Raw genomic sequence first — 23,159 nt, forward strand, 5'->3', positions numbered from 1 at the left:
ATAAGCCATAACATACTTACCAAGATCTAAACTACCAGTAGATAAAGCAGCTAATCCATCACTATTAGTAGTCTTAGTATAAGACTTACCATTAACAGTAAAAACAACATTTTTACCAGCTAAAGGAACACTACCAGATTTTAACTCAACCAAGAAACGAGTACCTGATCCTTTACCAAAAGTAGTAGTACTTTTAACTGTAAAAGTCGCAGTATTACTTGGAAGGATAATCAACTTATTAGATGCACTAGATGCAGTATAAAATTCATCACCATCAAAGCTATATTTCACAGTGTAAATACCTGCTTTTAAAGTAGGTAACTTAAGTGAAGCTACACCATTAGCATCAGTTTGACTAGTATAAGTCTTACCATTCACTACAAATTTAATAAGTTTACCAGCACTAGGTGCACCTAAACCATTATTCAATGTAACTTTAATAGTTTTACTTTCTCCTGAAAGGAAAGTATACTCACTAGTAGTAAGTTTGGAACTAGTTTTAGACACTACTTTAACAATGTTAGTTATATTTAAACCATCAACATTACAAGAAATCATCTCATATGTACCAAGTTTAAGGTTAATCAATGAAAGTCTAGCAAGACCGTCAGCATTAGTTTTCTTAATGTATGTTTTACCATTAATCTTAAACTTAATTTCGGTATTAGCTAAAGCTTTTCCATCACTTGTTAAAAAAGTTGCATAAAAATATTTACTATCAGCATAAACTTTAGTTACATCACTCGCAGTAACTGTAGATAAGATCTTAAAAGTCGTAGTTAAATTAAATTTAGTAATCGGATTTTCCGCAACAATAGTATATGTTCCAGGGTTACGATTAATATCTAAATAAACAACTCCATTACTATCAGTTGTTCTAACATACGCCTCTTTATTTACATAAATTGTAACATCCATGTTCGCTAAAGGATTACCATGACTGTCAAAAAACTTTGCAGTATATTTGGTACTTCCTTTATAATATTTAGTAACATCCTTTGAATTAACAGTTTTAGATGGATCTATTGTAGAATTTTCATCTAAAACATCATCTTTAGAGTTACTATCCGAGTTAGTTGATAAATTATTTGAGTTTCCAGATTCAGATGACTCATTATCAACATTTGACTCATTAGATACAGAAAGCACTGATGAATAACCAGTATTATCCATAGGTACTGAGACATCTGATATGTCATCCCCTACACTATCAATGTAGGAATCTGTAACATTTACATCACTAGCTGAAATTGCACTCACAGACAATGCTGCTACAAGCACAAAAAGAAAAGCCAATGATAATTGTTTGTTCAAAATATTTTACCTCCATAACAATTTTTAAAAATATCCATGAGACTATTGTCTCACTTCAACAATATTTATATACAAATATCCTATATAAAGCTTTTTATTTGCTAAATCAACTTAAATAAGTTTAATTTTTAAAAATAAGTTTAAAATACTACAAAAATTAAATATTAAGTAAAAATACACTTAAATTAAGTTATAAAACGATTAAAAGATATCAAATAATATTTCACGATAACCAACAATGTAAATCTATAAACACTGATATCAATGCTTATTATATAAAATAAGACACAATTATAACTCATATAATAAAAAATAGTTACTCTTATTCCTATTAAAATAAAAAACAACAAATTAAATAGGAAATATCCAAAAATAAGACCAAATAAACAAAAAAGACAAAAATATCAAAAGAACAAAATAACTCCTATACTAACCTATAAAAAAACACAGAATTATTCAAAATCCATAATAAAAAAAGAGAATAAAAGATGTAAAATATAAATTAATTTTACATCATTGGAGGCACTCCCCCACCCATACCAGGCATAGGAGGCATACCACTTGCATCATTACCAGACTCATCAGGCCCGGTAGAATTAAGAGCATTTCTTGCTGCAATCATATCATCGATACGTAAAATCATTTCACTAGCAGCACCTGCAGATTGTAAAGCTTGGATTTTTACTCTTAAAGGTTCAATAACACCTGCTTCCCTCATATCTACAACTTCACCAGTAAATACGTTAATGCCGATTAAATTAGAGTCTTCATGAGCTGCTTTTAAATCAGCGATTAAGTTAATGGTGTCTAAACCTGCGTTTTCAATTAAGGTTCTAGGAATAACTTCTAGTGCTTCAGCATATTTTAAAATAGCTAATTGTTCTCTTCCGTTTACGGTTTCACCATATTCTCTTAATCTTTTTATTAAATCTACTTCACATGCTCCTCCACCGATGAGAACTTTTCCTTCTTCAATTGTAGCAGCAACTACACCTAAAGCATCATCAATTGCTCTTGCGATTTGTTCGGTTACGTAACGGGTACTGCCTCTAAGGACAATGGAAGAAGCTTTTGGATTTTCACATTCTTCAATGAATGTTAATTCATGATCAAATACTTTATCAAGATATATGTGACCTGCAGAACCTAATTTGTCTTCAGATAAATCTTCAATGTCAGTTACTAATTTAGCACCAGTAGCTTTTGCAATTCTTTCCATGTCAGATTTTTTAACTCTTTTGAAAGTCATGATTCCTGCTTTTTTCAAGTAATGTTCTGCCATGTCATCAATACCTTTTTGACAGAATAATACGTCAGCACCAGAGTCAACAACTTTGTCCACTAAATCCTTAATCATTTGCTCTTCATTGTTTAAGAACATTTCAAATTGTTCAGGACTGGTAATATCAATTTTAGTATCAGTGTTAATATCTTTTAATTCAATAGGATATTTCATGATAGCAATTTTTGCATTTTCAATATCTTTAGGCATGGATTTAGAGACAGGAGTCTTATCAATTACAATACCTTCAGCTAAAAATGAATCTTCAACAGAATCGCCGGAAACTCTTTGAATGTTAATATTCTCAATATCAGATTTACCATCTTCTTCAATTCTTAATACTGCATCAACAACAAGATCCGCTAAATGTTCTTTAGCATAATCTGATCCTTTACCACTCATTGCAGTGACAGCTACTTTTTTAAGAGTTTCTTTATCATCAGCATCAATAGCTATATCTTTTAAAAGTTCTACAGCTTTTTTTGTTGCATTCCTATATCCTTTTACAATAACAGAAGTTGCGATTCCTTCTTCTAATAATTCTTCAGCTTTAACTAATAATTCACCAGCAATTACAACAACAGAAGTAGTTCCATCTCCAACATTTTCTTCTTGTTTTTTAGCTGTTTCCACAAGCATTCTAGCTGCAGGTTGTGCAATATCCATTTCACTCATAATAGTTGCACCATCATTAGTTATAGTTACATCACCTAATGAATTAACTAACATTTTATCCATACCTTTAGGACCTAAAGTAGTTCTTACAATACCTGCTAATACTTTAGCAGCAGTGATATTCATTCTTAAAGCATCTCTTTTAGAATATCTTTCAGTTCCTTCAGGAAGGATAAAAACTGGTTGATTTGCCATTTTTATTCACCTTCAAAATTTTCTAAATAAAATAATATAAAACTAAGTTTTTATACATATATAATATGGATTAGAAGTTATATAAAAAGATTACTTATATGGTGTTTTAATGTATAATGAAATAATAAATAAAGTCAAATTAAATTTAGGTGAGAATAAGGATTTAAACAGAAAATATTTAGTCTCACTAATTGAAAAATATAAAGACCACCCATATAGCGTAGAAATTACCAGGGAACTCTCCCGTATGCTATGGGATTGTTTAAATGACAAAGAAAAAATGGAATTCATTGAAATTGCAGAAAATGAGACTCCTATAACTGATATTTTAGAAGAAATTTTTCCAATTATTGAAAATGGAAAATATAACGAGGCATTAGATAAACTTGATAATTTTATGAAAAATTTTCAACCACCCTTTGAAGATGATTCCATAAATGAATATCATTATTTTACAAATCAATTAGAAGAAGACATATTCAATGAATATATTGGTGCTAAAAAAACAGTCAGACACATACCTTATAATCAGCCAGTACTTGACTTATATTATATATACGGGTTTTTACTTTCACAGAAAAAAGATTTAGAAAATGCTGAGAAATATCTTAAAAAAGCATTAAAAATCAACCCCGTATCTGCAAGAATACTTTTAGAACTATCTGATATTTATAAAGTTAAAGCACCGAATTTTAATAAGTTTTTCATATATACCGTCCAGGCATTGAAATATGCTTATTATCCACATGATATTGCCAGATGCTATAGAAATTTAGGGCAGTATTACATGGAAGAGATGAATTTTGAAGTTGCCGCTGCATTATATAACTATAGTGTAAAATATGAACTAAATCCTATTGTATATACAAAACTCCAACACATAAAATCAAAAGGAATTAATAGCGAATTAAGTTTAGAAGAATGTTTAGAGCTAATTGAAAGTAAAAAAATACAAATTGATGTCAATCCATTTATCATAAAAAGATTAGATAATCTCTCAAACAAATATGATAAAAAACAAGACTTAAATAAAGCATTGTATTTCTATGAACTGCAATATGATTTAACACATGATGAAACAATTCTTCAAAAAATCAAAAATCTTAAAATAATCATAAATCATTAATAATATATTATATATAGATAATATTAAAGGTGATTTTTAATGTGCTCAAGTGGAGGGCCAATGGCCGATATTGATTTAAAAAAATTAAAAACAAAAAAATACCATTGTAAAAACTGTGGAAATTCCTTTAAAGGTCTTGGAAAAAAAGTAATTTGTCCATCTTGCCAAAGTGACAATGTTGAACTTGCAGAGTAAATTTATTTACTCTCTTCTTTTATTTTTAAGTGATAATATGAACATTGATTTTAAGAACGATGAAATACTATTTCTTGAAGGAGAAACCGGAATGGTAGGAATTGTTAAAGTAGCATATGATAAAATGCTATTCATTGCAACACAAGATAATGAAGAAATAGTTCAGTTTTTAGAATCCGATGATATTATCGCTGTATCTAACTTTAAAAAAGATAAAAGAGCAATCAGATCACAAGCATATCTCAGCCGTGAAGAATCTTCCCCACTTGTAATTTTAAATAAAGACCACCCATCAACTAAACGTTTAGAAACTGTTATATCCATTGGAGATGAAGTTAACCTTAATTGCAACATTATTCCTGGAACTCATCCTGAACAAAATGTATTATGTTCATGTGACAGTTTATCTGGACTTAAAATAATAAAAACCCAAAGAGGAATCAAATTAAATAAAGAATTTGATAATTTCACAATAGAAAAATTTTAGGATAATATGTTTATTGATTCATTTTATACATTTTTAGGACAATTAGTAGTTTTATTAGCTATTATTATAATAATATCATTTATTGTAGTTTTAATTTTAGGAATCTTAATAGCTAGAAAAAACAAAATTAAATTTCCAAGATTCATCTTATTTGCTGTTGATTCACTATATTTCCCATTTAAATCTATGGCAAAATTTCTAAAACTTGATGAACACTTAATTGATGATATTGCGATTAAGGTTAGAGATGAATTGAATAAAGAAAAATTTAAATCTGTTCCAGCTGAAAAAACATTAATTTTCCTACCACATTGTTTAAGACATAAAAACTGTCCTGCAACACTTCAAAAAGAAGGATTGAACTGTATTGAATGTGGACTATGTGGTATTGGAGTTATTAAGAAAAAATCTGAACCCCAAGGATACAAATTATATATTGTTCCAGGATCAAGTTTCGTTAAAAAAATAGTTAGAGAAAATAACTTCAAAGCGGTTCTTGGTATAGCCTGCCATGAAGATTTAAATCAAATGATGATGTTATTATCCGATTTCTGCCCTCAAGGAGTATTACTTGATAAAACAGGTTGTTTTGAAACAAAAGTAAATATTAAAAAAGTATTTGAAAAAATAGATTCCAAATACTAATCATCGAAATATCTCATAAAATCTAAAGATTCAGGTGTTTCTTCAAATTCTTTTATAAAATCATTTAAATCTTTTATAAATTCTTTTTTTCTCATATCCTCATCTTTAATTTGAGAATAATCTTTTTTTATGGATATTTCCATTATAATATCATCAGTTTCAAGAGTAATTTCCGGATAAACTTCCTCAAGAAAATCATCCATATTATCCTCTTCCAAGTTGTTGATGAGCCCTTGCAAGGTGTCCTGCAGCTAATGCCCCAACAAGAGATAATTCCCCTGCAAGCACAGTACATGCAACAATTTCTGCAAATTCACGTGCTTTACCAGAACCTGCGACACCAAGGATTTCTAATCCTTCATGAGCAACTTCAAGACTTGTTCCTCCACCTACAGTAGCTACTGGTAAATCAGGTAAGTTAACAGAAAAGTATAAATCTCCATTTCTGCTTTCTGCTGTTGTAATTCCCAATGAACCTTCAGCAACATGTGCTGGGTCTTGACCAGTTGCTAAAAATATAGCTGCAACCATGTTTGCATAATGTGCATTAAATCCCATACTTCCAGCTACTGCTGAACCTATTAAATTTTTAGCAGTATTTACTTCAACAATTGCCTCTGCTGTAGTTTTAAGTTTTTTTGAAACAATATCCTTTGGTATTAATATTTCTGCAATAACACTTTTTCCTCTTCCTTCAATAAGATTAATGGCAGCAGGCTTTTTATCAACACAAACATTACCACTTAATGCAATATGAGTTGCACTGGTATCCTGTGCTAATTTATCCAATATTTTTTCAGAAGCAATTGTTACCATATTCATTCCCATACTGTCTCCAGTTGAAAAAACAAATCTTGGATAAACATAGCTTCCAGCTATTAAAATAGGATCAATTTTAATTAATTTACCATGAGAAGTAGTACTTTCTGCAATAGCTTTTAATTCATCAAAATTATCAATAAACCATTGTTTGATTTTTAATGCATCATTTACCCCATTACATTTAATTGCGGGTGCACGAGTCATAACATCAGATGTTACTCTTACATTTGCACCTCCTGATGCAGTAATAGTGGATGCACCTCTATTAATAGAAGCTACGAGTGCTCCTTCAGAAGTAGCAAGTGGTACAAATACTTCACGATTACAGTATTCTCCATTTATTTTTAATGGTCCTGCTATACCCATAGGAAGTTGTAATACTCCAATGGAATTCTCAATATTGCGAGCAGATGCCCTTTCCATATCAAGAGTATATTTTGAGATATTATCCAATTTAATAGAATATTTTTGCTCTAAAAATTCTCTTCTGATATCTGTCGCTTCTTTTGCTGAAACTTCCTTATCAACTTGATAAAGTTTCATTTCACCGTTTAATAATTTATCAATAATTTCTTGATTTGACATTACATAACCTTTTTAAGTAAATCTACAATTTCAGATGGTTTTACAGCTACTTCAACACCAGCTTCATTCAAAGCTTTAGTTTTACTTTCTACAGTTCCAGAATTTCCCTGAATAATAGCTCCTGCATGTCCCATTCTTTTACCTGGTGGTGCAGTTCTTCCAGCTATGTAAGATACAACTGGTTTTGTCATTTCTTCTGTAATGAATTTTCCAGCCCTTTCTTCTGCAGTCCCTCCAATTTCACCAATTAAAACAACAGCATCAGTGTTATCATCTTCCTCAAATCTTTTTAGGATATCAACATAATTATCTCCAGTTACTGGATCTCCACCAATACCCACTGCAGTACTTTGACCTATTCCTGCATTAGTGAGTTCACTAGCAATTTCATATGTTAAGGTACCACTTCTTGAGATTAAACCCACATTACCTTTTTTGAAAATATGAGTAGGCATAATACCTAATTTACCAACACCCGGGGAAATAATTCCTGGAGTATTCGGACCAATTACAGTTGTTCCCATTTGTTTTGCATATGCCATGATTTTCATACTATCATGAACAGGAATATGTTCTGATATTATAACAACTAAATCTAAATATCTTATTGCTTCAAATGCTGCATCTTTTGCGAATTTTGCTGGAACAAAAATAATTGAAGCATTAATGTCAGTTTTTTCTTTTGCTTCTTCTATTGAATTAAAAATTGGAACTTGGTCTAAAAACATTTGTCCGCCTTTTCCTGGAGTAATTCCCGCAACAATATTCGTATTGTAATTTAACATTTGTTCTGTATGGAATGAACCTTGTTTACCAGTTATTCCTTGAACTAAACATTTTGTATCTTCATTTAATAAAATCATAATTAATAGCTCCTATCTTAATATTCTAGTTTTATTTTCAAACGGAACAGCCAAATCAATTATATTTCCATTCATAACTGCAGTAGCTGAAAATATTACGCTACCCGGCAATACGTTACAATTTGTTCCTCTTTTAACTAAATAAACATTTTTATTTCCAAGTGCGGCTCCAATCATTGCACTAGCTATTACACCAACGGATTCTATATTTTCAACTGTAGCCACAACAACCGGATCATCAGTTTCCGGTGAAACATAACCTACACCAGGTATTTTTCTTAGTTTAGGTTCAATATAATCAGATACATCAGTTAAATTTTTCATTCCTTTTGCAGCATCAATTGCTGAATTAGCAACATCTGCAACAAATGGTTCTCCACCATAAGTATCAAAACCTAAAACAATAGCATCAGGATATCTATCTTGCCTAATATTTGCTTCAGCATAAGAAATTCCTTCACCAGCACCTTCAGGAGTTGATGAAATTCCAGATAAATCTCCTAAATTCTCTGCACTTTCTTTTAAAACATTGACAATTCCTTCATTTATAATTTCAAGTAAATCATCTTCAACAAATGCACTTACAACAACATCATCACCAGTGACGTTACTTAAAACAACATCTCTTGCACCTAATTCTTTAACTTTATGAAGGTTTTTTTCAATAGTTTCTACTAGCATAGTACTACAAGATACATCATTACTAGATATATCTGCACCTATAGCTGTAATTTTCAAATTAACACCTTAAATAATTGATTTTTAAAATAAATAAAATATTAAATTTTATTGGTATATTATTTGTTATTTAATTTATTTAAGTATTATTTTTCAGCTTCCATTTTTTAGAAAAAATACTTGAATTAAAACTAGTTGAATTTATTGAATAAACTAAATTAAATAACATTCTTGAATATTATTTTAATACCAAAACCTTTGGACAATGGTAACTCATTATATTCACCATCTAACTGACTAATAAGACTTTTAATAATTGTGAAACCTAATGTTTTCGGATTTTTAATATCTGTACCTTCAGGAAGTCCTACACCATCATCCCAAATATCTAATTCATACATATCATCATATACTCCGAATTTCACATAAAAATTGCCTTCTTCATTTTCTTTAAAAGCAAAATTAATTGAATTCATTGCTAACTCATTTAAAATTAAACTGAATGGTATTGCCTTATCCATACTCAACTCATGAGATTCAACATCCAAATGGAACTTGATATTTGAATTGTCTGATCCGAATAATTTTTGCAAACATACTTCTGTACATTTTAAAGCATCCACATGAGCTGAATCTGAAGAATCATAAACTTGTTGATGTATTGTAGCCATTGTTGAAATTCTATTTCTTGTTTTATTTAAAATCCATTCATAATCACCATCATGGAATCTTAATTCCAAATTAAGTAAACTTAAAATAATTTGCAGATTATTCTTAACTCTATGATGAACCTCTTTAATTAAAACTTTCTGGTCGTTAAGTAATACTTTTAACTCATTTTCCTTTTCATATTCATCAGTTACATCTTTAATATTTATAAATGAAATTTTATTAGTAGTATCTTCATAGGTTTCTAGATATAGGAATAACTGTTGTGTTTTATGATAAAATGGGGATTTATATTCAATTACTTTTTCAAAATAGTTTATTTCATTTAATTCAAATTTTTGAACCATTATCAGGTCGTCCTTATTTAAGATATTATTTTTAAAATCTTTAAACAATTCATGAATATCTTTTTTAGGACTATGTAGTATATCATAAAATGTATTAGTTACAACATATTCTCCGTTTGTTTTTTTAATTAATGTAGCAAATCCTAATTTTGAATTTTTGTTAATAGTCTATTTGATAGAAGATTATCTTTTTTCTCAATATCCTCATTAGTAATATCATATATACACAACAATATGTGACAAAGCACCATTATTGTGCAAGTGTTTTGCAATAATTTTTAAAGTTTTATTTGTGCCTTTTTCTGTCTTAATATGGAGGATATTATCTCCATCCATTGCATTACTATCCAATAAAAATTCATATAATTCTTTATCCTCTGGAACAATTAAATCATAGATAATATCTCTTTTAAAATCATCTGGTTGTTTTTACATTTCCAATAGACTATATATAGGAGACCCCCAGAAATAGTCATTGTTATTGGTATCTTTAACATATACATAAAACTTATCAGGTTCATGAGATTCTGAGGTAATTTCCTGCTGAGATCTAAGTAATGGATCAGTACTGTTGTTAATAAATATTAATAAATTATTATTATCAAAAACAATTTCGAAAAATAAGTATTTTACATAACCATCATTATCTTCAAAATACATGTGTAAGGTTTTTGTTTCATGTGTCTGGTAAACTTCTTTAAAAATAGGAAAAACATCATTTTTTAAATATTTATAAGAATCTCCATAACTTAATCCAATAATATCATTATGAGTAGTTATGTCTAATTCTGGAATAAATACTTTTGAATAAACAAAAGCATAATCTTGGAAATTATTTACTGGAGTAATGATATCTAAGTTCATAGATGTTTCTTTTAAAAATCCATTGTATTCTTCAACATCATAAGTGATAGTGCTTGGAGTAAACCATTCTCCATCATTATTTTTAGTAATCATGATAGAATAGGTACTTTTATCAAATTTAACATTATATTCCCTTATATCTCCAGCATTAAAAATTAATTTTTTCCGTGTTTTATCAAATTATATTTATATATATCAAACATGAATATATAAACATTGTTATATTACAAAATATTCAATTGAAAGAGGATGTTATAAAATAAATCTAATAAATATATTCAACATTTTAAAAAAAATTAATTAATAAGAATAAACTAATATATAATATAATGTATTCTCAAACAAAAATCGCAATTCCTATTTTTCAAGAGAATTGTAAAAAGGTAATTGAAGTAGCTAATGATTGTATTAAAAAAGGGGCAGATATTTTAGAATTTAGAATAGATGCTCTAGAAAATCCAAATATTAATGAAATAAAAAAGACAATCGAAGAAATTAATTTTCCAATGATTGCTACAAATAGAATAACCTCCGAAGGTGGATTTTTTAAAGGTACAGAAGAAGAAAGATTCAATATATTATATGAATGCTGCGATTTAGTTGACTATGTAGATATCGAACTTCAAAGCAACGATGAGTACATTAACAAAATTCATGACACCGACATTACAACAATTGTCTCTTACCACGATTTTGAAAAAACACCAAAACTAAGTGAAATAACATATATCGTTGAAAAAGAACAGGCATTAGGAGATATTGCTAAAGTTGCATTTATGCCTCAGAATCTTGACGATACTTTAACAATTTTAGCTATTCTTTCCCATTGTAAAGATACAATTGCTATTTCTATGGGCGATTTAGGAAGTTATACTAGAGTTATGGCTTCAAAATTTAATTCTCCAATTACTTTTGCTGCTGGAACTGATGTGACTGCTCCTGGACAAATTGATATTGAAACCATGAAAGCATTACTTAATATGGATTTGGACATAATGGATCAATGATTCAAAAGAATTGAATAAAATAAGTTCCACCTAATAATGTTATGTCAACAACATTGCTGATTTTCTGACAAAAATTAGTGTTTATTAATTTTAAAAAAAAGGAAATAATTTAAAAAAATTATTTCCTAGGAAGTAGATAAATACATTTAGTTTATTTAGGGAACTACACTGCTTCGTCCCCCTGTTCTTGTGTTCTAATTCTAATTACATTTTCAACGGATTGTATGAAAATTTTACCATCACCAATGTTTCCGGTATATGCTCCTTTAACAATTTTATCAACGATTAAATCCAATCTATCATCATTGACAACAATTTCAATACGGGTTTTTGGAATCAAATCAATACAAAAGTTTGAACCCCTGTAAGATTCTTTGACACCTTGCTGACTTCCTCTTCCTTTTACCTCAGAAACAGTCATTCCTTCACAACCCACTTCAATTAATCCTCTTTTCACATCTTCAAATTTTTCAGGTCTTATAATTGCAATAATACGTTTCATTTAAATCACCTTATGAATTGAAGTTATATGCAGATTCTTTGTGAAGATTAGTGTCCAATCCACCAATTTCATCACTTTCATCGACTCTAATTCCTCCCATTGCTTTATCTAACACTTTAGCAAGGATAAAACTTACTGTAAATGCATAAACGATAGTAGCTACTACACTTATTAATTGTATTACAACTTGATTAGCATTTCCAGCAATTAAACCTGCTACTCCATTTACTGCAGGTACTGCAAAGATACCAGTTGCAATTGCTCCCCAAACACCAGACATACCATGTATTCCCCATACATCTAATGCATCGTCGTAACCAAGTTTTGGTTTTAAGTAATATACTGCAAAGTAAGATACCAATGGAGCTACTGCACCAATAATTAATGCACCATAAACATCAACAAATCCTGCTGCAGGAGTAATAGCAACAAGTCCTGCAACTGCACCGGAGATTGCACCTAAAACTGTTGGTTTTCCAACAAGATATGTATCAATCATTGTCCAGACAATAAGACCCATTGCTGCTGCAACATTAGATACAATAATTGCGTTTGCCGCAAGTCCATTTGCAGCTAAACCGGATCCTCCATTGAATCCCATCCATCCAAACCATAGTAATGCTGCACCTAAAACAGCATATCCTAAATTATGTGGAATTAATGAAGTGTTTTTCCTTTTTCCTAATACTAATGCGACAGCTAATGCTGAAATACCTGAGTTAATATGAACAACTGCACCTCCTGCAAAGTCAAGAGCACCCATCTGCATTAACCATCCTCCTCCCCATACCCAATGGGCAATAGGGACATAAACAAGACATATCCATAATATAGTAAAAATGACCCAAGCTTTTGTTTTCATTCTTCCAACTAAAGCTCCAGACATGATTGCACATGTTAATCCTGCAAATGCACATTGGAACATGACAAATAATAATGTTGGAATAGATCCACTTAAATCATCAAGACCAATTCCTTGTAAGAAGAAATTAGTTGGTGAACCAATAAATCCCCCAATATCTGCTCCAAATGCAAACTGATAACCAAAAATAACCCATATTACACTAATTATTGAAAATGCAATAAAAGTTAAAAAAATGGTATTCAAAACGTTTTTCCTTTTACTTAATCCTCCATAAAAAAATGCTACTGCTGGAATACTCATTAAAAGTACAAGAACTGTACAAACAAGAACCCATGCAGTGTCACCTGCACTAAACATAACCATTTATATCAAATCTCTTAAATTAAATTATAAAAATTATCCAATATTTTCATCTATTCCAAATATCGGAAGTTAACTGTCGGAAGTATTATTCCGGCATAATAATATTAGACTCCATCATATATAAACTTTTACAATCTGAAACATCAATACATAAAAAATTACAATTGATTAAAAATGCTAAAAAAAGCACAATCCTTGGAAATAATATATTTTCATTCAAAATTAAGGGAATCATAAGTTTAAAAAGTAATATTTTAAGAAAATATTAAATATAATCTTTTTAAAAAGATAATACTAGTATAAACAAAATACTAAATAAAATTAAATAAAAGTGTTATTATGAAAGATTCAGTTAAAGCAAAATTAATAGTGTTCTTAGTTATTGCACTTCTTGCATTTGGTATTAGTTCTGCCTTTGCTAATCTAACAATAGATGATTCACCTGATTCATACAAATTAATTCCTATTAAAAATGATTCATTTGAACCGAACTACATTAATAAAGTTCCAACTATAATTCCAAAAATTGAAATAAATCTTACAAACACTACAAATAACACTACAGATAATACTAACTACAATATAACCAATTTGAATGCTACCGATAAAGAATGGATTGAAACCTACGAAGATTAAGAGGCTGATAAAATGAACGAAAAGAAAAAATTTATCAGAGATAGTATCTATGGTGACATTAACTTAAACGATTTTGAAGTAAAAATTATGGATATGCCACAATTCCAACGTCTAAGAAGAATTAAACAATTAGGTTTGATCAGTTTAATTTATCCTGGGGCAACACATACTCGATTTGAACATTCAATTGGAACAATGAATTTAGGTTCAAAACTTGCAGAAGAGCTTGAATTGGAAAAAGATAAAATAGAATTAATCAGAGCCTCAGCACTATTGCATGATATTGGTCATGGCCCATTTTCACATGTATCTGAGGGTGTTTTATCTGTCCCCCATGAGGAATTAACTAAATTTGTTGTCACTAAGACATCCATGAGAGATTTACTGGAAGAAAAATTTGACGTTAACGAAATTGTAGATATCGTTAATGGAAAAGGACATCTTGGCCCAATCGTTTCAAGCGAACTAGATGTTGACAGGATGGATTATCTTTTAAGAGACTCACACAATACTGGCGTAGCATATGGTATTATAGATTATGAAAGACTCATATCAAACTTAAAACTAGAAAATGGATTAGTATTAGATATTAAAGGAGTTCAAGCAGCTGAAGGAGCTCTCGTTTCTAGATATTTTATGTATCCTAGTGTTTACCAACACCATACCACCAGAATTGTCAATTCAATGTTTAGAAGAGCATTGAAAAAAATTATTGATGAAAAAATAATCAATGAAAATGATATTTACAAATATGACGACACTGAAATGATTAGCGTATTTAGACATTGCGACAATGAATTTGCAAATGACATCATGAATAGATTGGATACAAGACATCTAATGAAAAGAGTGAAAACCATAAGACTGGATAATTTTAAATTCCCTGAAAAAATGTATAAGATTAAATCAAAAAAATTGAGAAAAGCTGAAGAGGAAATTGCTGAAGATTATAATCTTGATAAAGATTACGTATTTATAAATATTGCTGAATATCCTCGCTTTGATGAAATGCAAACACAGGTTAATGTAGATGGAAAATTATACCCATTAACAAAAATATCAAATATTATTGCTGCATTAAGTAAAGCTAGATTTAATATACCAGATATAAGCCTTTACGTAGACAATAATGAAAGATCCAAGTTCGAAAAATTCAAATTAGAAAACTACTTAGAACTACCTGAACTTGACAGGGAAAAATACTACGGAATTCATTATGATCAAATCAAATTAATATAGAGGAAAAAATATGATAGTTGTTGGAATTACAGGAGCAAGTGGAGTAATATATGGAATACGACTTCTTGAAGCTCTTAAAAAATTAAATATTGAAAGTGCACTGGTAATGAGTGACTTAAGTAAAGTTGTCATCGAATCAGAAACAGATTACACAGTTGAAGATGTAATAAACTTAGCAGACAACTACTATGATTTCCATGATTTAACTGCTTCTATAAATAGTGGGTCATTTAAGACCAATGGCCTAGTTATAGTCCCATGTACAATGAAAACATTATCATCAATAGCTAATGGATATGGGGCAAACACAATAACAAGAGTGGCAGATGTTAGTCTAAAAGAAAAAAGACCAACTATTATTGTTCCACGCGAAACTCCACTTAGAAGCATTCATTTACAAAACATGCTAACATTATCACAAGAAGGAGCTACAATTTTACCTGCAATGCCCGGGTTTTACTCAAACCCAAAAACAATTGATGATCAGATTGATTTTATTGTTGGAAAGATTTTAGACTCATTAAAAATTGAAAATAATTTATTTAAAAGGTGGGAATAAATGTTAAACGATAATGATTTCATTAAATCCTGCGATGTGCCTGGACCTACAAAAGAAGCCATTAGAGCAATTATTTTATATAAATCTGGAGTTACCTCCAAAGATAAAGTTATTGATTGTGGATGTGGAACCGGTGGAATTACTTGCGAATTTTCTCAAAGGGCACGTGAGGTAATATCTATTGATACAAACCCTGAAGCAATTGAAGTGACTTCAAAAAACCTTAAAAAATTTGGCCTTGGTGATAATGTTACATTAATTAATGATGATGGCTCAAAAGCATTGAAAAATATTAAGGATATTGATATTGTCATTGTTGGGGGCAGTGGCAGACAGCTTGAAGACATCATAGATATCATTCATGAAAACTTAAATTCAAAAGGTAGAATTATTATTACAGCTATTTTAGTTGATACAAAAATTGAAGCAATCAATAAACTAAAAGATTTAGGATATAATCCGAAAATAATGGAAATTAATGTTTCTAATGGAAGAATCCTTGACCGTGGCGTTTTGATGATTAGTGAAAATCCAATAGCTGTTATTACTGCTACTAAAAGATAAAAAAATATATGGAGATTATAAAATGGAAGAACATAAAAAATGGAAGATTAAATTTTCAATTTTAATGGTTATTTTAATAATCATTATTTATGGATCAAATTATCTTGTACTGGGAGATGGAGAACATATTATTTCATATGTTTGGACCCATTTAGGATTTATTCCTGTAGACATTCTTGTTGTAGCATTCTTACTTGAAGACATAATCGAAAGAAAAGAAAAAGAAGCTATGCTTGAAAAATTAGATATGCTCATGAGTACTTTCTTTTCTGAATTGGGTAATGATTTAATAACTCAATTAAGTACTGCTAACAAATACAAAGCAAATACTAATAGCTTAAAATCCATTAAAGATTGGGAGGATGAAGATTATGAAAATAAACTCCAAGAACTTAAAAATTCCCCAGTTGATTTTACAGCAGATGTTGCACCGGAAAATAGGCGGGAATTTTTAGAGAACTTAAGAGAATTACTTGTAAATAAAAGAGAATTTATTATTAATTTAATAAACAATCCTAATTTACTTGAAAAAGAGGAATTTACTAAATTAATCAATGCTATTCTCCACTTAGATGAAGAATTAGAACACAGGAAAGATTTAGCTTTAGTAAATGATGCTGATTTTAATCATTTGAATATTGATATGGACAGAGTATACAATACTCTAGTACATGAATGGGTCTATTATTTAAGATACCTTAATAAATATCACCCGTATATGATTGCATTGATGATACGTACTAATCCATTTGATGAAGATGCAAGCGTATATGTAACAGAATAGATAATGGGAGATTTAATATGAGTAATTCAATTAAAAACAATGAAAATATTAAATCTTGCATCATTTTATGTGGAGGGCAAAGTAGAAGAATGGGTCAAGACAAAGGCTCTATGATTATTCAAAATAAGCCTATGATAAAACACATACTTTCTACTTTAAATAATCACATTGATGAAGCAATAATTGTTTTAAACGACCAAACAAGGATTGACAAATATAATAAATTTATCAATCCAAAAGAATACACTTACCCCATCACATTTTTAGAAGATAAAATTAAAAACAAAGGTCCATTACCTGGAATTATGACTGGACTTATGGAAATAACAAGCGATTATGCTTTAATATTACCATGCGATAGTCCATATGTTTCAGTAGAATACATTAAAACTATTTTTTCACAGATAGATGAGAATTACCAAGCTATTGTTCCTTATCATAATGATAACAATAAATTAAAAACATCAGAGCCTCTACATTCCATCTATAAAAAAGATATTATTCCTGAAATTGAAAAATTAGTAAATGAAGACACACTACACATTAAAGGATTAATAGAAAAAATAGATACAAAATTTATTTTAATTGATAATAAAAAAATAGAAAAAAAAGAATTTAAAAATCTTAATCGTCCAGAGGATATCTAAAGATTTTCAACTAATTCTTTAACTTTTCCTATTGCAGTATTTACACAATAGAAAATTTCATCTTTAGATAAAGGTTCATCGCCGCCTTTTTGCATTGAACAAATACGACCATCTTTAGTAACACCAACATTTAAACGAGCACTTGCAACTCTTTCTTCATCCAAAGTTGGATCAATCACCATCTTATCAGCAATTTTAACAAAAGTACATAATGCTAATTCATTGTTAATTGGTAAATCGAAAGTTTCATCTTCACTAATGACCACTTCATCATCAACGACAGTTGCAACAGGTAATTTAGTGGATTTCAAAGCAGCCATAACTGCTAATTCACATGCATCAAAGAGATTTCCACAGTTATCAATAATATGCAAATCTACAAATAACATCCAAACATTTTTTCCTTCTTCAACACATAACTTATCTAAGTCAATTAATTGGCTTTCACGAATACCCCTATCAACTACACGTGCAAGTTCAATGGAATCTTCACTAGGTGGACCTGGTTCAAAACTAGGATCTGCCATTGGTAACATTTCACAATTAGTCATTAAAACTCCTAAATCTGGAGTATCTGGGAATGGAGCTCCAAGTTGTGGTTTAATACCGACAATGACTTGAGTTTTACCAAGTTTTACACGAGCGGAACCTTCAGCCTTAGAGATAACATCAGTTTCAATAGTGATGTCCCTATATTCAGTTAAATTCCTACCATCTTCTCTTTTGTCATTTTTGATAAGATTAGCAATACTTTGTCTTGTAATTTCTGGTACTATATCCATATTATCCCTCACTATTCAGTAGAATACTTTTTCATTAAAGCTTCTTTTTGAAGTTCACTAACTTTAAGACAACCTTCCATAGCTAAATCAATAGCTTTTTGGAATTCTTCTTCAGTTAAGTCACCATCACTTTGTAATAAAGTAATTTCCCCAGTTCTTGGCATTATAGCAATTGGGACATCTGCTTGACCTTCTTTATCTTCATATTCAGATAAATCAAGTACCACTTCATCATCAACTTTACCAGCAGCACATCCTACGACAATATCTTTCATAGGAATTCCTGCATCAACAAGTGCAACAGAAGCAGCTGTAATTCCAGCACAACGAGTTCCACCTTCAGCTTCTATTACTTCTATATAAATATCAATCATTGAGCGAGGATAATTTTCTAACATTAAAGCTGGCCTTAATGCATCAGCTGTAATTTTAGAAATTTCAGATGATCTTCTATCCGGTCCTGGTCTTTTTCTGTCATCTACTGAGAATGGAGCCATATTATATCTACATCTAATTACACCAGTATTTGGCTTAAGCAATCTTCTAATATATGATTCTCTAGGACCATAAACAGCTACTAGAATTTTATTCCCACCAAATTCCAAGTAAGCTGAACCATCTGCACGTTCAAGTACACCTGCTTCAATTTTAATAGGACGTAATTCATTATATTTCCTACCGTCCTTTCTAATAAACTCTGACATCATATCAACCTCTTAATCTGCGAAGAATTATTTATCATTTAATATAAAGTAATTTTTTGATTTATCATCATATGACAATCCACTATCTTTTTTACTTTTATTCTTCCTTTTTAATTCTTCGATAACTTCAGCAATATTAGGTTTATCTCCTTTTTCTTTTTTTTCTTCTGCTTCACGTTCTTCGCGTTCTAATTCTTCTTTAAAATCTTGAAGTTTAGGTTTTTCCAAAACAAATTCCTGTTCTTCTTCAACTTCTGTATCTTCAGGAGGTAACTCTCCATCGATAGCTAAATATAATTTGTTTTTAATTTTATTGGTCAGACCAGAAGTATGAGCTTCAGCTTCAATTAAATTAATTATATTTTTGGTAAGCTGTTCCATGTCCTTATCACCTTTTACCCAGACAAGACCATTTTGACCAACAACGATTTTACAATTAGTTTTATCTTTAATCATGTTAATCATGGAACCTTTTTTACCAATCAATCTAGGAACTTTGGTTGGAGCAATATCTACTATAATTCCTCCCTTGAATTTACCCATTCCTCTTCCTTTTAAACCGAGTTTTGCCTTTTTGATTTCATCAACATCAACAACTCTTAAAAATAGAACATCCCCAATATCATAAACCTTATTGAGTTCTTTCTTTTCACGACCAAACACTTCAAAAGCAGGTAAAATTCCAGAATAAGGTGAGTTAATGTCAACATTCCACATTGAGAATCTAACATCACTAATTTTACCAATTACAACATCTCCTTTTTTAGGAACATATTTACTTTTAAGAGGAATAACCCTAAGTTTTTTATTCCTCAAAGAAACAAGCCCCATTAAAGAAGAACAAACTTTACCATTCTCTTTAAAGGTACCTCTTCCAGAATAGTATTCATCATCAGATAATATCTGACCAGGAATAACTAAATCTTTATTCTCCACATATATCATAATAATCCCATAAACATAAATTATTTAATAGTTTTAGTTTCTGCATCTCCACTAGAAATTTCAGCCATTTTTGCAGAAAACTTATCTTGAAGACCACCAGGCATTTCAATAATACCAATCCATGAGCCATCTTGTTGCCATTCTTCATTAATAATTTCACCAAATCCATGAATAACAGAATAAGCACTTCCAGCAGAAGCTCCTGGCAACCTAACAGCAACTTTAACTTTTTCAAATCTAATTGGAATAAGTGGTTTTATAGCTTTTAGGGCTGTTTGTACTTGCTGGTCAACAGAAGTGAAAGGATCAAATTTAACTCTAGCCTCATCACATGCATTCTCAATTCTTTGAACAGGATGAGGTAAACCATTTTGAGGATTAACTGCTTCCTTAGCTATTTTACTAATAACTAATTTCCTTTTATCTTCTTGCATTCTCCTTTTTTGCTCAGCAGTTAATTGCACAGTTCCTTTTTCAAGTATAATTTTAGAAACTTCGATAGGATCCGTAGTTTCAAATATTTTATTCATAGCTTCGTCAGAAGCTTTATCTCCTTTTTTGGAGTCTTTGAAAACTTCTTCAACAGCTAAAAGGTCTTCAATGGCAACATCTGGACCATCAGGATTTCTAAAATCAGCTGCTAAATCAGGGTCAACTAATATCTCAAAGTGTTCACCACAGTACTCATATTTAGCGATAATAGCTTCATCAATATTTACCATTAAAGTATCCCCCTAACTAATTATTAAAAAAATAATTATTCTTCATTTTCTTCTTCGGAATCATCAGATTCTTCTACGCTTTCTTCCTCTTCTTCAACAATTATTTCATCAATGTATTTTTGTACTTCATCTTGAGAAAGTTTAACGTATTTATCATCATCAGCTTTGATAACAGCTATTTCTACATTATTAGATGTAGTGTCATGTTCGGTAGCTTCATTAATAGCAGTTAATGCTAATTCAATAGCTCCATCTAATGTTAAGTCATCTTCGTATTTTTCTTCAAAGATTTCCATAGCTGCAGATCTACCTGAACCAATAGCAGTAGCTTTGTATTCAATTAATGCTCCACTTGGATCAGTTTCGAATAATTTACATTTACCATCATATACTCCACCAATGATTAAAGCAGAACCAAATGGTCTTACTCCACCGTTTTGAGTGTATAATTGTAACATGTCACATAGTTTTTTAGATAAACTAGTCACACGAATAGGTTCACTATAGGTTATTTTATTTATTTGTGCTTCAACTCTTGCTCTTTCAACTAAAGCTCTTGCATCAGCAACAAGACCTGAAGTAGCTGCTCCAATATGCTCATCAATTTTGAATATTTTTTCAATAGATGATGCTTCAACTAAATTAGAAGTAGTTCTCTTATCAACAGCTAAAACAATACCTTCAGAACATTTTACACCTATAGATGTAGTTCCTCTTTTGACAGCTTCTCTTGCATATTCTACTTGGAAAAGTCTTCCATCTGGGCTAAATACAGTAATAGCTCTATCATATCCAGCATTTTGTAAAGGTTGCATTTTTATACCTCACATCTTTAATAAATATTTTATAAATTTTAAAGTTCAACTACATAAAAAAATAAAACCAAATCTCCATGAAAAGGTAAATTCTCATTTTAATTTCCAAATTTGTAGATAATTAAAATATTTTTATTCTTTTTTCCATAAATCCATTTGATATTTATATTAATAAATTATTTATATATTTTTCTATTTTAAAATAACAAAAAGTAACTAAATGTATTTTTCAGATGCTTTTATAGTACCTGATAATCCAATAGTAGTAATTGCAATCCTATTCCCATTATATTTATTAGCTAAAGCAAAAGAAGACCTTACTTCATCAACATAATCTCTTTGACATCTAATAATTGATCTATACCTATAATAATCATTATTTTCTATTTCAAAGAATTTCATAACCCATAAATTAAAATTAGCAGTGTTAAGTTCTCCTTGAAAACGAGTGCATGCATCCCAAATTATTGTAACTAATTCATCTTTAGTAATTCTAGAATTAACTTTAACATCAACCGTAAGATACCTATTGTTTTTCCTGAGTGTAGGTGGTAATACCTTAAGCTTCATCACTAACCCTCCTAACACCTTTTAAAATTAAATCTTTCCTATTTTGATTGTATTTTAAAATATTACTTGCTGTTTTAAAAGATTTATTAATCTCTGCATCGGTTAAACCAGTTTGTCTAAAAAAAGCAATAAAATCATTAGTAGTTCTAATATCAAATATAGATTCTGCTCTTGAAGATAAGATTAAAGGAAATCCAAATTTCCTATATAATACGTAAATATCCTTAAAATTAGAAAGAACTTTTGACCTATGAGACAAATAGCTTTTCAATACATCTTTAAAACATAACTCAATAGCTACATTATTTTTTACAGCCTCCTTTGCAAGTACATGATTTAGACCACAATCATATCTTCTAAAATAAGGCCTTGACAAAACATCTATCTTTATATTTTCTAATGTTGATCTATTGACTTTCAAATCACCGCCAACAACAGAAATACATGAAGATTTACTTCTAAATTTATTAACAGACTTCCTAATATCATTGATGTTTGATGATTTAATTTCTAAAGTATAATCAAAGTCTATGATATCTTCCAATGAATTATTTAACTCTTCTTTAAAATCTAATGCATCTGGGAAGTTATTTGTATTATATGAAAAATTAATATGATTCCAACCATAAAAAGAAGCTTCTTTAGCTAATTTAATATTATTTTCTAAACTACTTCCTTTAATATTTAAATCAAAAAACATAGTAAATA

28 protein-coding genes are annotated in these 23,159 nt (G+C 29.8%); 11 read left to right on the top strand and 17 right to left on the bottom strand.

Translation table 11 applies throughout. The features are described 5' to 3' along the window. Both ACR0P1_RS04455 and thsA read right to left on the bottom strand, forming a co-directional pair. On the bottom strand, window positions 1-1,314 hold a 1,314-nt coding region (locus ACR0P1_RS04455), incomplete at its 3' end, for an Ig-like domain repeat protein (protein WP_432645210.1). Window positions 1,315-1,822: 508 nt separating this feature from the next. Next, window positions 1,823-3,466: a thermosome subunit alpha gene (gene thsA / locus ACR0P1_RS04460; protein WP_432645211.1), complete on the bottom strand. Its 1,644-nt coding sequence runs from the start codon at window positions 3,464-3,466 to the stop codon at window positions 1,823-1,825. Between the two features lie 109 nt (window positions 3,467-3,575). Here thsA and ACR0P1_RS04465 point away from each other — a divergent pair, with 109 nt between their 5' ends. From ACR0P1_RS04465 to ACR0P1_RS04480, 4 genes are read left to right on the top strand one after another with little or no spacing between them, the layout of a single operon-like run. After that, window positions 3,576-4,592, top strand: a complete 1,017-nt coding sequence (locus ACR0P1_RS04465) for a tetratricopeptide repeat protein (RefSeq protein ID WP_432645212.1) — start codon at window positions 3,576-3,578, stop codon at window positions 4,590-4,592. 39 nt (window positions 4,593-4,631) lie between these two features. Next, on the top strand, window positions 4,632-4,787 hold the full coding sequence (locus tag ACR0P1_RS04470; RefSeq protein ID WP_432645213.1) for a hypothetical protein: 156 nt from the start codon (window positions 4,632-4,634) through the stop codon (window positions 4,785-4,787). A gap of 37 nt (window positions 4,788-4,824) precedes the next feature. Continuing rightward, window positions 4,825-5,274, top strand: a complete 450-nt coding sequence (locus ACR0P1_RS04475) for a hypothetical protein (RefSeq protein ID WP_432645214.1) — start codon at window positions 4,825-4,827, stop codon at window positions 5,272-5,274. Between the two features lie 6 nt (window positions 5,275-5,280). Then, the gene (locus ACR0P1_RS04480; protein WP_432645215.1) at window positions 5,281-5,919 is read left to right on the top strand and encodes a DUF116 domain-containing protein; all 639 of its coding nucleotides are present in this window, start codon (window positions 5,281-5,283) and stop codon (window positions 5,917-5,919) included. Here ACR0P1_RS04480 and ACR0P1_RS04485 read toward each other — a convergent pair. From ACR0P1_RS04485 to ACR0P1_RS04510, 6 genes are all read right to left on the bottom strand, one after another. Beyond that, window positions 5,916-6,122, bottom strand: a complete 207-nt coding sequence (locus ACR0P1_RS04485) for a hypothetical protein (protein WP_432645216.1) — start codon at window positions 6,120-6,122, stop codon at window positions 5,916-5,918. The two genes, ACR0P1_RS04480 and ACR0P1_RS04485, sit on opposite strands and share 4 nt — an antisense overlap. Before the next feature lies 1 nt (window position 6,123). Then, on the bottom strand, window positions 6,124-7,326 hold the full coding sequence (gene hmgA, locus ACR0P1_RS04490; RefSeq protein ID WP_432645217.1) for a hydroxymethylglutaryl-CoA reductase (NADPH): 1,203 nt from the start codon (window positions 7,324-7,326) through the stop codon (window positions 6,124-6,126). Continuing rightward, complete coding sequence (gene sucD, locus ACR0P1_RS04495) at window positions 7,326-8,189, bottom strand: succinate--CoA ligase subunit alpha (protein ID WP_432645218.1); 864 nt, start codon at window positions 8,187-8,189, stop codon at window positions 7,326-7,328. Before sucD ends, hmgA begins: the two co-directional genes overlap by 1 nt. Window positions 8,190-8,201: 12 nt before the next feature. Further along, window positions 8,202-8,927, bottom strand: coding sequence for a hypothetical protein (locus ACR0P1_RS04500; RefSeq protein ID WP_432645219.1), 726 nt, complete (start codon window positions 8,925-8,927; stop codon window positions 8,202-8,204). Between the two features lie 158 nt (window positions 8,928-9,085). Further along, window positions 9,086-9,883, bottom strand: coding sequence for a sensor histidine kinase (locus ACR0P1_RS04505; RefSeq protein WP_432645220.1), 798 nt, complete (start codon window positions 9,881-9,883; stop codon window positions 9,086-9,088). A 429-nt stretch (window positions 9,884-10,312) separates the two neighbouring features. Further along, window positions 10,313-10,840, bottom strand: coding sequence for a hypothetical protein (locus tag ACR0P1_RS04510; protein ID WP_432645221.1), 528 nt, complete (start codon window positions 10,838-10,840; stop codon window positions 10,313-10,315). A 236-nt stretch (window positions 10,841-11,076) separates the two neighbouring features. On the opposite strand from ACR0P1_RS04510, the gene aroD reads away from it, so the two are divergent. After that, a complete protein-coding gene (gene aroD, locus ACR0P1_RS04515; RefSeq protein ID WP_432645222.1) occupies window positions 11,077-11,754 on the top strand; it encodes a type I 3-dehydroquinate dehydratase in 678 nt (225 codons plus the stop codon). A 163-nt stretch (window positions 11,755-11,917) separates the two neighbouring features. On the opposite strand, the gene ACR0P1_RS04520 is transcribed toward aroD, so the two are convergent. Both ACR0P1_RS04520 and ACR0P1_RS04525 read right to left on the bottom strand, forming a co-directional pair. Further along, window positions 11,918-12,256: a P-II family nitrogen regulator gene (locus ACR0P1_RS04520; RefSeq protein WP_432645223.1), complete on the bottom strand. Its 339-nt coding sequence runs from the start codon at window positions 12,254-12,256 to the stop codon at window positions 11,918-11,920. A gap of 10 nt (window positions 12,257-12,266) precedes the next feature. Further along, window positions 12,267-13,484, bottom strand: coding sequence for an ammonium transporter (locus ACR0P1_RS04525; protein WP_432645224.1), 1,218 nt, complete (start codon window positions 13,482-13,484; stop codon window positions 12,267-12,269). A gap of 339 nt (window positions 13,485-13,823) precedes the next feature. On the opposite strand from ACR0P1_RS04525, the gene ACR0P1_RS04530 reads away from it, so the two are divergent. Genes ACR0P1_RS04530 through ACR0P1_RS04555 form a run of 6 tightly spaced genes read left to right on the top strand, consistent with a single transcriptional unit; the run spans window position 13,824 to window position 17,913 of the window. Continuing rightward, window positions 13,824-14,120 carry a hypothetical protein gene (locus ACR0P1_RS04530; protein ID WP_432645225.1) on the top strand — a complete coding sequence of 99 codons (297 nt, stop codon included), beginning with the start codon at window positions 13,824-13,826 and terminating at the stop codon, window positions 14,118-14,120. A 12-nt stretch (window positions 14,121-14,132) separates the two neighbouring features. After that, window positions 14,133-15,359 carry an HD domain-containing protein gene (locus ACR0P1_RS04535; RefSeq protein WP_432645226.1) on the top strand — a complete coding sequence of 409 codons (1,227 nt, stop codon included), beginning with the start codon at window positions 14,133-14,135 and terminating at the stop codon, window positions 15,357-15,359. 10 nt (window positions 15,360-15,369) lie between these two features. Continuing rightward, entirely contained in the window at window positions 15,370-15,918 is a 549-nt protein-coding gene (locus tag ACR0P1_RS04540) for a UbiX family flavin prenyltransferase (RefSeq protein ID WP_432645227.1), read from the top strand. After that, a complete protein-coding gene (gene cbiT / locus ACR0P1_RS04545) occupies window positions 15,919-16,482 on the top strand; it encodes a precorrin-6Y C5,15-methyltransferase (decarboxylating) subunit CbiT (RefSeq protein WP_432645228.1) in 564 nt (187 codons plus the stop codon). A 22-nt stretch (window positions 16,483-16,504) separates the two neighbouring features. Further along, the gene (locus ACR0P1_RS04550) at window positions 16,505-17,266 is read left to right on the top strand and encodes a hypothetical protein (protein ID WP_432645229.1); all 762 of its coding nucleotides are present in this window, start codon (window positions 16,505-16,507) and stop codon (window positions 17,264-17,266) included. Between the two features lie 17 nt (window positions 17,267-17,283). Beyond that, window positions 17,284-17,913 (top strand): molybdenum cofactor guanylyltransferase, encoded by a 630-nt coding sequence (locus ACR0P1_RS04555; RefSeq protein ID WP_432645230.1) that lies wholly within the window; start codon window positions 17,284-17,286, stop codon window positions 17,911-17,913. On the opposite strand, the gene rrp42 is transcribed toward ACR0P1_RS04555, so the two are convergent. The 7 genes from rrp42 to rnp3 form a co-directional block, all read right to left on the bottom strand. Next, complete coding sequence (rrp42, locus tag ACR0P1_RS04560; RefSeq protein ID WP_432645231.1) at window positions 17,910-18,695, bottom strand: exosome complex protein Rrp42; 786 nt, start codon at window positions 18,693-18,695, stop codon at window positions 17,910-17,912. The genes ACR0P1_RS04555 and rrp42 overlap by 4 nt on opposite strands. 11 nt (window positions 18,696-18,706) lie before the next feature. Further along, window positions 18,707-19,402: an exosome complex exonuclease Rrp41 gene (gene rrp41 / locus ACR0P1_RS04565; protein WP_432645232.1), complete on the bottom strand. Its 696-nt coding sequence runs from the start codon at window positions 19,400-19,402 to the stop codon at window positions 18,707-18,709. Between the two features lie 24 nt (window positions 19,403-19,426). After that, window positions 19,427-20,344, bottom strand: a complete 918-nt coding sequence (gene rrp4 / locus ACR0P1_RS04570; RefSeq protein ID WP_432645233.1) for an exosome complex RNA-binding protein Rrp4 — start codon at window positions 20,342-20,344, stop codon at window positions 19,427-19,429. A gap of 20 nt (window positions 20,345-20,364) precedes the next feature. After that, window positions 20,365-21,066, bottom strand: a complete 702-nt coding sequence (locus tag ACR0P1_RS04575; RefSeq protein WP_432645234.1) for a ribosome assembly factor SBDS — start codon at window positions 21,064-21,066, stop codon at window positions 20,365-20,367. A gap of 35 nt (window positions 21,067-21,101) precedes the next feature. Next, window positions 21,102-21,881 carry an archaeal proteasome endopeptidase complex subunit alpha gene (psmA, locus tag ACR0P1_RS04580; protein ID WP_432645235.1) on the bottom strand — a complete coding sequence of 260 codons (780 nt, stop codon included), beginning with the start codon at window positions 21,879-21,881 and terminating at the stop codon, window positions 21,102-21,104. Window positions 21,882-22,097: 216 nt separating this feature from the next. Beyond that, window positions 22,098-22,451, bottom strand: coding sequence for an Rpp14/Pop5 family protein (locus ACR0P1_RS04585; protein WP_432645236.1), 354 nt, complete (start codon window positions 22,449-22,451; stop codon window positions 22,098-22,100). Further along, window positions 22,441-23,159 (bottom strand): ribonuclease P protein component 3 (gene rnp3 / locus ACR0P1_RS04590; RefSeq protein WP_432645237.1); only part of this gene is annotated, 719 nt, incomplete at its 5' end. The genes rnp3 and ACR0P1_RS04585, both read right to left, overlap by 11 nt.

Origin of the sequence: Methanobrevibacter sp. (assembly GCF_050872065.1) — an archaeon.
Taxonomy (GTDB): Archaea; Methanobacteriota; Methanobacteria; order Methanobacteriales; family Methanobacteriaceae; genus Methanocatella.